Genomic DNA, 11536 nt, shown 5'->3' on the forward strand with positions numbered 1-11536 from the left:
ACAGAAGGTAGAAGCTAGAAGGCAGCGAAAGCTATATTAAATCTTATATTTAAAGACAGAAGGTAGAAGTTAATACTATTTTAGATTTGAGATTACAGAATTGAATAATTGGGAAGAACTGTGACTATTGGGGTTGGGAACACGAGCCTACAGTTGCATTCTTTTTTTAAAAGGGTATAATTTGCAGGTTAGAATCAAAATTGTTTCGCGTTGACACTCTAGTTAGTGCGTGATATAATTATAAGTCTTAAAGACAATTTTTGTAGCGCTCGCTCACACCGCAATCTGACCCCCAATGTATGTGTAGGTGGTGAATAACGGTCCCGGAAATCAAAGGTGAAAGTTAAGTTAGTTTAACATTTTTTTGATTGATAAATATTATGAAAGCAGTTTTTAACTTAGCTTTGCCTCCTATCTGCTTTAAAGTTCTGTTAGTAGAAGACAACCCTCAGGAAGCTGAGCTTATTGAAGATTTGCTGTCAGAAATTGGCGGCGCGCAGCGTATAGTGCTGACGAAAGTAGAGCGCCTTAGCGAAGCGCAGCAGCGATTGAATCAAGAAACTTTTGACATAATTTTATTAGACCTTTCACTGCCAGATAGTCTGGGAATCGAGACGGTGGCTCGGGTACAAGAGTACGGGGTAAATGTGCCGATCGTAGTTCTGACCGCCCAAAACGACGAAGAACTTGCCCTGCGGTTGATTTCGGTCGGCGTACAGGATTATTTGGTAAAGAGAAAAATCGACAGCGAACTGTTAATTCGATCGCTCCGTTACGCCATAGAACGCCAGAACAGTCAAGATGCTTTGCGAAAAAGTGAAGAAAAATATCGCTCGGTGGTGGAAAATTCCCTGATTGGCATTGCCATCATCGCTCCAATTATTGACAGCGAAATTCCTCAAAATTGCAATTGGATAGAAGTTAACGATGCGCTGTGCAATTTGCTCGGCTATGAGGGCTACGAACTCGTGCAAAAGAATTGGCTAGAGTTGACTCATCCAGAGGATTTGGATGCCAATTTTGAAAAAATTTCTCAGATGTTAGCAGGTAGGATCGACGGTTACATCTTAGACAAAAGGTGGCTCAGAAAAGACGGCGAAATAGTTTACACGCGAGTTTCCCTGCGCTGCATCCGCCGCCGGGACGGGTCTATCGACCGGATCATCGAAGTAGTGTTGGACGTGAGCGATCGCTACCGCTACGAAGCCAAACTGAAAGCGTCAGAAGAATTTTTAAACCACACCATAAATGCTACGCCAGACCCAATTTTTGTCAAAGACGAGCAACACCGCTGGATGATATTAAATGATGCTTTTTGTCAGTTGGTCGGCAAATCGCGGCAAGAACTGATCGGCAAATCAGATTATGACTTTTTTCCCCAATCAGAAGCTGCTGTTTTTTGGACAAAAGATGAAGAAGTATTGACAACGGGTGTCTGCTTGGAAACTGAAGAAAAATTCACAGACACCGCCGGGAAAGAACACATCATTTCTACCAAAAAAAGTGTTTTTACAATAGCAGACGGCAGTAAAGTAATAGTGGGTACAATTAGAGATTTTACCGAATACAGACAGCAACAAAAAGCCCTGGAACAAAGCGAAGCTCGCTTTCAAAAATTGGTAGCTAACCTGCCGGGAACAATTTATCAATTACGAATGTCAGCAACTGGAAAAATGTCTTTCCCCTACATCTCTTCAGGCAGCAGGCAACTCTACGAATTAGAGGCAGAAGCAATCGAGCAAAATGCGGACCTGATTTTCAGCGGAATTCATTCAGACGACCTCTTAGATTTAAAAGCATCCATCGCAATTTCAGCCACTACGCTGGAACCTTGGCAGCAGCAGTGGCGACAGACTTTGCCATCTGGAAAAGTTAAGTGGCTGCAAGGAGCTGCGAGGCCAGAAAGGCTCAATAATGAGACCAAACCTGGGAGCGAAGGCGATATTCTCTGGGACGGTTTAGTGATGGATATCACTGAATTAAAGCAGGCACAAACAGAGCGCGATCGCTTTTTTACGATTTCCTTAGACTTGCTTTGTATTGTCGGTTTTGACGGCTATTTTAGACGATTAAACCCGGCTTGGTCTAATGCCCTGGGCTACAGTAGTGCTGAACTTTTTGCCAAGCCGATGATCCAATTTGTTCATCCAGACGATCGAAAATCCACCGCAGCCGAAGGGGCAAAACTAATAGCCGGTACCTCCAGTATCTCCTTTGAAAACCGCTATATCTGCAAAGACGGTTCTTACAAATACCTGCTGTGGACGGCATCGCCATTTAGCGAAGAAGGTTTAATCTACTCAGTCGGTCACGATATTACATCTCGTAAACAAGCAGAGTCCAAACTTCAGCGACAAGCAGTAGCAATGGCCGCTGCTTATGACGGTATAGCCATTTTCAATAAAAATAAAGAATGTATTTATTCAAACGACGCTTACCTCAAAATGTACGGATTGGCTAGCACTAGCCAACTGTATGGGAAGAAATGGGAAATGCTCTACAGCAAAGCAGAAAGTGTTTTTTTGGAACTACAAATAATGCCGATGCTCCTGCAAAAAGGGTACTGCAATATAGAAGTGAGCGGTCAGCACCGCGACGGTACTAAGTTCCCTCAAGAATTGTCGCTGACAAGGCTTGTCGGTGGCGAAATCATTTCTATAGTCCGCGATATCACTAATAGAAAACAGGTAGAATCAGCACTGCGAGCGAGCCAGCGTCGCTACCAAACTTTAGCAGAAGCATCGCCAGTTTGTATATTCCACACCGACACGTTGGGAAAGTGCCTTTATGTGAATCAGCGGTGGAGCGAAATCACGGGATTAAACGCAGAATTAGCCGCCCAAAATGGCTGGATGAATGCCCTACATCCCGATGATGCGGAGCGGGTAAAAAATGAATGGCATCAAGCAATTATTGAGAAAATTCCTTTTAAATCAGAATACCGCTTTCAGCGTCCAGACGGTCGGGTAATTTGGGTAATAGGTCAGGCAATTGCCGAAATCGGAGACAAGCAGGAAATTAAAGGCTATATCGGCACTCTTACTGATATTAGCGATCGCAAACAAGCAGAATTAGATTTGCTGCGAGTTACTCAAGCGGTTGAAAGCACCAGTGATGCGATCGGCATTGCTGACTTGACAGGGCGATCGATATACCACAATCAAGCCTTTGTTCAACAGTACGGCTACACCGCAGAAGAACTAAACACAGCAGGCGGATTAACAGCAATTTACCCCCAAACTAAAGTGCTGCGAGAAATGTTTAAAACGATCCGTAAAGGCAAATCTTGGCAAGGCGAACTCAAAATTAACACTAGAAGCAACGAACTGGTAACAACTTTATTTCGCGCCGACGGCATTAAAGATGAAACTGGTCATTTAATCGGGTTAGTGGGAGTAATTACCGACATCACCGAACGCAAACAAGCGGAGATGGCCCTGCAGCAGCAATTAAGGCGAGAACGGCTAGTAGTTGCCATGCTCGATCGCATTCGCTCCTCCCTAAATTTAGAAGAAGTCCTGACAACTGCTGTCGAAGAAGTACGGCATTTTTTGCAAACAGACCGCACAGTTATTTACCGTTTTAATCCCGACTGGAGCGGCTTTGTCGTTGTGGAATCCGTGGCAAAAGATAGAATTTCGCTGCGAAATTTTAACAACATTGATGGCTGTTTTAGAGAGAAATTTGTTGATATTTATCAGCAAGGCTTTATTAGATCTATGGAAGATATTTACCGGGAAAATTTGACGGAATGCCACATGAAATTTCTCGAAGGATTTGAAGTAAAAGCTAACTTAATAGTGCCGATTTTAAAAGCGCGAGAAAGCATTTCCCAGACCGAACAGACCGCAGAAAATCAACTCTGGGGACTGCTGATCGCCCAGGATTGCAGCGGCCCCCGTCCCTGGGATTCCTCAGAAATAGAATCCCTCCGGCAATTGTGCGTGCAATTGGCGATCGCAATCCAGCAATCGACGCTATTTCAACAAGCACAAACGGAAATTGTCGAGCGCAAACTTGCAGAATCCGCCCTCCAACAAGCCAAAGAAGCCGCAGAAAGCGCCAACCGCGCCAAAAGCGAATTTCTCGCCAACATGAGCCACGAACTACGCACGCCTTTAAACGGCGTTTTAGGTTACACTCAAATCCTTAAAACCGACAAAGACTTAAGCTCAGATCACCAAGAAAGTCTCAGCAATATTCAACAGTGCGGTCAACACCTACTGATGTTAATCGACGATGTTTTAGACCTTTCCAAAATCGAAGCTAGAAAAATGGAACTCTACCCGGAAGAGTTAAATTTTCTAAATTTCACGAAAAACATTGCCGATCTCTTTCAGATGCGGGCCTCTCAAAAAGAAATTTTCTTCAATTACGAACAAGTATCTCCCCTGCCTAGCTGCGTTCGTGTCGATCCAAAAAGATTGCGCCAAATTCTCATAAATTTACTCAGCAATGCCGTTAAATTTACTAACAGCGGGGGTGTGACTTTCAAAGTCGGCTATGTCGGCACAGGGGCCTGGAGTCGAGGGCAAGGAGAAAATTATGAGCTCTCGACTTTGAGTTCGGAACTGAAAGAAAATTATATGCGCTTCGCTCACAATGCGATCGCAGCCAAACACGCTTTAAAAATCCGCTTTCAAGTCGAGGATACCGGCACTGGAATAGAAGGAAGCAAGTTAGAAGAAATATTTTTGCCATTCCACCAAGTAGGAGGCAATACATTTGTTGAAGGTACAGGTCTCGGACTCTCGATTAGCCAGAAATTAGCGAAACTAATGGGTACCGAAATTCGCGTCCACAGCACTTTGGGAAAAGGCAGCACTTTTTGGGTGGATTTAGAAGTGCCAGCAGCTAAACGGTACTTGGAGGTGTCTCCTTTGCAGGAAAAACGCTGGCTTGTAGGTTTTGTCGGCCACAAGCGGAAAGTGCTAATCGTGGATAACAATCAACAGAATCGCGATTTGTTGTGCAGGCTGCTGGGGCGTTTGGGATTTGAAGTGGCAGCAGTCCAAAACGGTCAAGAATGCCTCTGCAAAACAGTTGAATTTCAACCGGATGTGGTTTTAATCGACTTGCGGATGCCTGTAATGGATGGCTTAGAAACTGCAAGAAAACTGCGGCAGTTGCCGGAATTAAAAGATGTCGTCTTAATCGCTATGTCAGCTAGCGTTTTCAAGGCTACGCAGCAAGATAGCATCCTCGCAGGGTGCGATGCTTTTCTTCCCAAGCCAATCGAAGCAAATCACTTTTTGGAACAGTTACGCGTGCACTTGGGACTAGAATGGATTTACGGGGAATCTTCGGAAAACAAAAAGCATAAAACTCCCAGTTTGTCACCAGAATCTGATTTTCCTGCTTATTCTTCTCTGTTACCTGCGGCTTCTGAGTCGGTAGCAAAACTTTTGAAACTCGCAGCTATGGGCGACATTGAAGAAATTTTTGAGGAGAGTGCTAAGCTGGAGAGTTTAGAGCCTAATTTAGTGCCGTTTGTCTCGAAGCTGCGCCAACTTGCTAAGGGATTTCAGCTCAAACAAATTCGGAATACTTTAAAGCAATATATCGATGGTCAGTAGTCAGTAGTCATTAGTTATTGGTTCCCATGCCCTAGGCCCTAGGCCCTATGCCCTATGCCCTATGCCCTAGGCCCTATACAAGTCGGGTACCTCATCTTTCTGAGAAAGGCTATACTCTTCTACTCTAATATTATGTTGTTTCACTCTAATAGCCAACCAAATAAATCTCCTACTGTCAGTTGCAATTCCCTGGCAAAAGATGGCATGGGCAATAACTGTTCCGGTTCGTCAAATACCTCCGTTGATTGAGTCGGCCGATATACAAAAACCGATTGCTCCTGTGGATCGATTAACCAACCCATTTGAGTTCCGTGTTTGAGACAATGTAAAATATTTTTAGTAACTTTAGTTTGGTTTTGGTCGGGGGAGAGGATTTCAATTGTCCAATCCGGGGCGATCGCAAACACATTTGCCACACCACCATTTTCTTTACGGGGAATGCGCTCCCCAGTGAATACAGTCACGTCTGGAACGATCGCTCGACCGCCAAAAATGCACCGTAGTTCTGGAAATGCTCGCGCTACCTTTTGAGGTTTGAGAGTAGCATTAGCAGCACTTGTCAACTCGCCTTGAATGACACTATGTTCTCCTTGAGGCATCGGTTTTTGAATGATTGCACCGTCAATGTACTCGCTGGCTGGTTTGGTTTCTGGCAACTTAAGAAACTCTTGGAGTGTCAAAGATTTTGGCAGGATTTGTACCATCCGATTTAACCTCTAAAATAGGAGTTTCATCTGCTATTTTACCAAAAAGTCCCCGCCTCGTGCGATCGTGGCTCCACTTACTTCAACATCCGGCTATACCACCTTGCATCCTGTGGCTAATCTTGCTTCTATATATTCAGAGACAGTTTTTGAGAGATTTGGGATTGAAAATACTTTGCCTCAGTAACGGCCACGGAGAAGACGCGATCGCCCTTCGCATCTTGCAGGAACTACAACAGCACCCGCACCCGCCAGAAGTAGCCGTGTTTCCGCTAGTGGGCGAAGGGCAAGCTTTCGCTCAACTAGAAAACGCCCGCATCATAGGCCCGGTGCAGCGGATGCCTTCGGGTGGCTTTATTTACATGGACGGAAGGGAATTTTTGCGCGATGTCAAAGGCGGTCTGATTCAGTTGACCATAGCTCAGTTTAAAGCCATCCGCGCTTGGGTGCGATCGCAACAACAGTCGGGGAATCAAGAGGGCGTTATTTTAGCCTGCGGGGATATTGTACCGCTGCTGTTTGCTTGGCTCAGCGGCGCGACCTACGCCTTTGTGGGTACGGCAAAGTCCGAATATTATTTGCGGGACGAGGACGGGCCTCTGGCTCGCAAATCCAGGGTCTTTGGTTGGTGGGGTTGCCCGCGATCGGTTTATTTGCCTTGGGAGCGCTGGTTGATGACTCGATCGCGCTGTCGCGCCGTTTTTGCCAGGGACGCGCTAACCGCCGAGACTTTACAAAAGCTGGGAATTCCCGCTTACAATCTCGGAAACCCGATGATGGACGGACTCCAACCGGAAAACCCAGCCGGTTTTTACGGCCCTGACGCAGAGTTTCGGGAAAGGTCGCGATCGCTCGTCATCACCTTACTCCCCGGTTCTAGAGCGCCGGAAGCTTATGCTAATTGGCTGCTAATAGTAGAGGCTGTAGCCGGAATTTTGTCGCTGTTTGCCGATCGCAAATTGTTATTTTTCGGAGCCATTTCTCCTCAGTTAAATTTAGAAGCTTTGCGACCTAGTTTAGAATTTTTCGGCTGGCGACAAGAAGGCGAAACTAGAACGCAGCGGCGAGAAGGAAGTATTTTGCGACCTCCTGTTTCTAGCGCTCAAGAAATTCAGAAAGAATCTCCTAATTTGCTATTACCGCTGACATTTGTGCAGAGAAACGCCACGATGATTTTGACTCAGCAAAGTTTTAACGATTGTTTGTACGAAGCGGATTTAGCCATAGCAATGGCAGGAACAGCTACAGAACAATTTGTAGGTTTAGGAAAACCCGCGATCGCCATTCCCGGAAACGGCCCCCAATTTACTCCCGCTTTTGCAGAAGCTCAAAGTCGCCTGTTAGGCCCGTCATTAATTTTAGTCAAACATCCCGCCGAAGTTGCCGCTGCCGTGCAGTCTTTGCTCCGCGACCCCGACAGGTTGCAGCTAATTGCTGAAAATGGCTTGCGGCGCATGGGAGAACCCGGTGCAGCAGCCAGAATTGCCGAGTGTTTAATTCAGCGCTTCGGCGGTGAATCCAGCAATTCTCAATTGCCTGCAATAGACCAGGGACAAAACAATGTTTAGTCCCTACCGAGTATGTTTAATTCTACTTACTAAAAAAAATATTGTTCACTAACTACCTACTAATTTCCGTAAGGTGCGCCTAGGCGCACCTTACTAATACTGCACTCGCAGAAAAATTTAATTCGCCGTTTTTTCCGAAGATTGATCCCAGAAATTAGCTTGAGGAATTTTAAAATCAGACTTAACCAAAACTCCCGGTTCTCGCTGCACCGGCAGCACATCTAAAGTATCCGTTTGGGCGCAATATTTTAAATCTTCAATAACCCCTAAACCGAGGAGGCGCTGGCCGTGACTGGCACGTTCCAACAATTCATGTAACCGATCTTGCCACTGGAGATAAAGAGCAATAGCCCCAAATACTTCATCGTTACCAGCAAAATCGCTCGCAGGAATACCGCTTTCTGCTAGCAGACTTTGGGCGATCGCACCAGCACAAACCGTATCTTCCAACGAATAACTCCCTTCCCAACCCGAACCCACAATCCAAATAGTTTCCGGCTGTTTACTTAACAAAAATTGCACCACAGATTTGCGGTTAATCAAAGCCGCCGTTAACACAGTGGCAGCAGCTTGCACTCGCTCCAGAGCCCGAGTACCGTTAGTTGTGCTGATAAAAATTCGCTTCCCAGTCACCTTTTCTGGCGTGCAGTCGAAGGGGGAATTCCCCATGTCAAATCCGTCAACTTTGCCACCGCCGCGCTCTCCGGCGCGAATCCGCTTATCTGCAGGCCATTTTTCGCTCTCGGCCATTAGCTTATCTAAGTCGCTGAAAACTTGGACAGCTTCCGCCCCATTATTCAGGGCCGTTGCCATTGTCGTAGTCGCCCGCAGCACATCAACTGCGATCGCGCAAGCCGGCATTTTGTCGGCTGGCGTAAGTTCCGGGGTATGGTAAATAAAAAGCTTCACTTTTGGGCTACCTGCGATAAATCCTCATCAGCAATAATAATGGAAAGTGGATAATAGAAAATAGAGTCGAGTCCTCAAAAGCAGAAAATATGTCAAAACAGCTCAATTCAAACCCCGCCCACGCCGCCATTACCGCACCAATTGGACTTTTGGCAGGTTTCACCTATCCTTTGCGAGCTTTCACGCTGATTTTGCAAACTCCCAAGCTATGGACTTATGTATTAGTTCCCGTGGTGCTAAATTTTATAATTGGTATTGGTCTTTATTTAAGTTTGCTATTTCCCAGTTTGGCAGGGATAGACGTTTTAGTTGCCGATTTGTCCGTCCGATTTAACGATCTAATTGCGAGTTTTCCCGCTTGGCTGAGCTTTCTCGGCGTGTTAACAGTCGCTTTCGGCTGGTTGCTGCGCGTACTCCTAGTGTCAGGACTTTTGCTGATAATTGGATTTTTGTTAGTGCAGTTTGGCGTGATTTTAGGTTCGCCCTGGTACGGCCAACTTTCCGAACAATTGGAACTCCTGCGGAACGGTCAATTGCCCGCAGAAGCACCAATGAATTTGGCAAGTAGTTTTGGCGATATTCAAAGAGCGATCGCCTTTGAACTGCGAAAATTACAAATTTTGTTGAGCGTCGGTATACCGCTGCTGCTGCTAAATTTTCTTCCTGGTGTCGGCTCTATTCTTAGCAGTTTGGGGGGCGTAGCTTTGGGCGCGACTATTGTCTGTTTGGACTTTTTAGATGCACCTTTGGAGAGGCGCAGGCGACCTTTTCAGGAGAAGTTGGAGATAATTTGGGCGAGTTTGCCGGCCAGCGGGAGTTTTGGTGTGGTTTGTTTGGGTTTGGTGAGCATTCCGCTGTTGAATCTGTTGGCGATTCCGCTGTGCGTGACGGCGGGAACTTTGTTTTTTTGCGATCGCATTTGGCCGGCCCGCTTTGCCCCAGAAGAAACAAAGAGCGATCGAGAAACTAACATTACCAATTAAAAACTAGGAAGATGCTTCTTCCTTCGGCTGACTCTGGGAGTTAAGACCCAAAAACGGGCTTAACAACAGCCAGCTAATGAAGAAAAAGGATGCTGTAAATAGCTGCACAATATCGATCGCCGACAAATATCCGTCAGATAATAGTGCAATAGTTCTATCTGTCAGCCCGAATATCCAAGAGAGAATCCCAAACAGCCAAATGCCTTTTTGGAGCATGGGCAAAAATGCTGAAACTTCGGAGTTTTGCGACTTGTTCATTGATTTAGCCCTTGTTTGCGAAAAGTCTGATTAACCGGGGCACCCCAAGGGCTTAAGGATTTTTGGTGTCTCCTCGGATTCCCTTTGTTATCTATATGTTAAGAAATATTTCTCCATATGACAACGCGCCTTGGGAGGGATTTCCGCATCTATCTCAAGAGGTAGTTGGATCGCTGACAAAGAGTTATATTTGCTACACTTTGGCAGCGACGCTAGAGATTTTGCCGATTTTTTGAGAGATAAATTGCTGGGCACGGATAGCGGCGGGTTCTCTTGGCACCGCGCCTACAAAAAAACATTGTAATTTATATTGAATTATGTAATACTACAAACTGAACAAGTCTGGTTAAAGAACGCTCGTGAGGTTTGTACTGAGGACTGAAGTCCTCAAAGCCCTAAAAGCCACAGGACAAACAATTTGATTATCAAAATCAACCCAGCTTAATAGGAGTTCAGCGTCAATAAAATCGAACAATGGCACGCTTAAATCAGATTATTGCGATCGAAAAAGGCATCAAAAGCCGATCCGTCCAAGAACTCGCAGAAGCTCAAAAAGCACTCCAGAAGCCCGCTGTGCTTTCTGGAATCTCCCGTACTTACCACCCCAAAGACGAAGAAGGCGAACAACTGCCGCCAGAGTCCCAAAAAGTTGAAGTCAAAGCAGAAGAGATTATCCGCAAAACGACTGAAGTTTTGACCAAACTCTTTGACGTAACCGCAACCAAAGATTGGACAAATTGTAGCGCCCGTGCTGACGTAACTGTAGACGGAAACGTGCTTTTGAGCCAAGTTCTCGTCAGCTATTTGCTATTCATTGAAAAGCAGTTAGCCGATTTGCAAGCATTTATCAAAAAACTTTCCGTCTTAGATGCTTCCGAGACTTGGAACTTCGATGCTTCGGAAGACTGCTGGGCAACTGAACCGGTGCAAACTCTCAAGACTTTTAAAACTCCGCGCAATCACGTTAAAGCTGAAGCTACCGAACACCATCCGGCTCAAGTCGATGTTTATTACCAAGATATTACGATCGGCTATTGGCGGACTGTAAAGTTTTCTAGAGCTTTGCCAGCGCGCCGGATCAATGAGTTGCTGCAAAGGGTGGAAATCTTGCAGCAAGCTGTTATGTTCGCCCGCGAAGAAGCTAACAATTATGAAGTTGAGGAACAGAGAGTAGGAGAGCGAATTTTTCAGTTTATTTTCCGCTGATTGCTTGCTTTTTTGATAGTTATGGTTCAAGATCTAAACAGAGTACAAGCTCAAACTCAAACTTCAACTTAAACCGTACAAATGTGATAGTGCAGGTTCGACTCCTGTCCCTTATACCCAAAATATGGGGGTAGCCCAATTGGCAGAGGCAGCATTGCGTACAAATTCAACAGCAACTTATTAATCTAAACTCAGCATTTACCGCCGATCGCTCAAACGAATGTCAGGAAAATCACATCATCGAGGTTGCTGGCTCATATTAGACCTCTTGCAAAAAAAATCTATGCTATAATAGAAGGTTTTCAATTTAATCCCCCTAGAGCTAACTCATA

7 protein-coding genes are annotated in these 11536 nt (G+C 45.5%); 4 read left to right on the plus strand and 3 right to left on the minus strand.

The genetic code is table 11. The annotated features are described in order from the left end of the window. The first annotated feature begins 380 nt into the window (after window positions 1-380). The gene (locus QUA74_RS22025) at window positions 381-5576 is read left to right on the plus strand and encodes a PAS domain S-box protein (protein ID WP_333333486.1); all 5196 of its coding nucleotides are present in this window, start codon (window positions 381-383) and stop codon (window positions 5574-5576) included. 140 nt (window positions 5577-5716) lie between these two features. Here the strand turns inward: QUA74_RS22025 and QUA74_RS22030 are convergent, their stop codons facing one another. Further along, a complete protein-coding gene (locus QUA74_RS22030; RefSeq protein WP_333333488.1) occupies window positions 5717-6280 on the minus strand; it encodes a Uma2 family endonuclease in 564 nt (187 codons plus the stop codon). Between the two features lie 164 nt (window positions 6281-6444). Between QUA74_RS22030 and QUA74_RS22035 the strand changes: the two genes are divergently transcribed. Next, window positions 6445-7848, plus strand: a complete 1404-nt coding sequence (locus tag QUA74_RS22035) for a lipid-A-disaccharide synthase-related protein (protein ID WP_333333495.1) — start codon at window positions 6445-6447, stop codon at window positions 7846-7848. Between the two features lie 117 nt (window positions 7849-7965). Here the strand turns inward: QUA74_RS22035 and QUA74_RS22040 are convergent, their stop codons facing one another. After that, a complete protein-coding gene (locus tag QUA74_RS22040) occupies window positions 7966-8757 on the minus strand; it encodes a 2-phosphosulfolactate phosphatase family protein (protein WP_333333489.1) in 792 nt (263 codons plus the stop codon). 89 nt (window positions 8758-8846) lie between these two features. Here QUA74_RS22040 and QUA74_RS22045 point away from each other — a divergent pair, with 89 nt between their 5' ends. Further along, window positions 8847-9740, plus strand: coding sequence for an EI24 domain-containing protein (locus tag QUA74_RS22045; RefSeq protein WP_333333491.1), 894 nt, complete (start codon window positions 8847-8849; stop codon window positions 9738-9740). Window positions 9741-9743: 3 nt separating this feature from the next. Here QUA74_RS22045 and QUA74_RS22050 read toward each other — a convergent pair whose 3' ends face one another. Next, window positions 9744-9998: a hypothetical protein gene (locus QUA74_RS22050; protein ID WP_190657915.1), complete on the minus strand. Its 255-nt coding sequence runs from the start codon at window positions 9996-9998 to the stop codon at window positions 9744-9746. A 474-nt stretch (window positions 9999-10472) separates the two neighbouring features. Here QUA74_RS22050 and QUA74_RS22055 point away from each other — a divergent pair, with 474 nt between their 5' ends. After that, the gene (locus QUA74_RS22055; RefSeq protein ID WP_333333493.1) at window positions 10473-11204 is read left to right on the plus strand and encodes a DUF7873 family protein; all 732 of its coding nucleotides are present in this window, start codon (window positions 10473-10475) and stop codon (window positions 11202-11204) included. The last annotated feature ends 332 nt before the right edge of the window (window positions 11205-11536 follow it).

It is taken from the genome of Microcoleus sp. LAD1_D3 (genome assembly GCF_036702135.1).
Taxonomy (GTDB): Bacteria; Cyanobacteriota; Cyanobacteriia; order Cyanobacteriales; family Microcoleaceae; genus Microcoleus.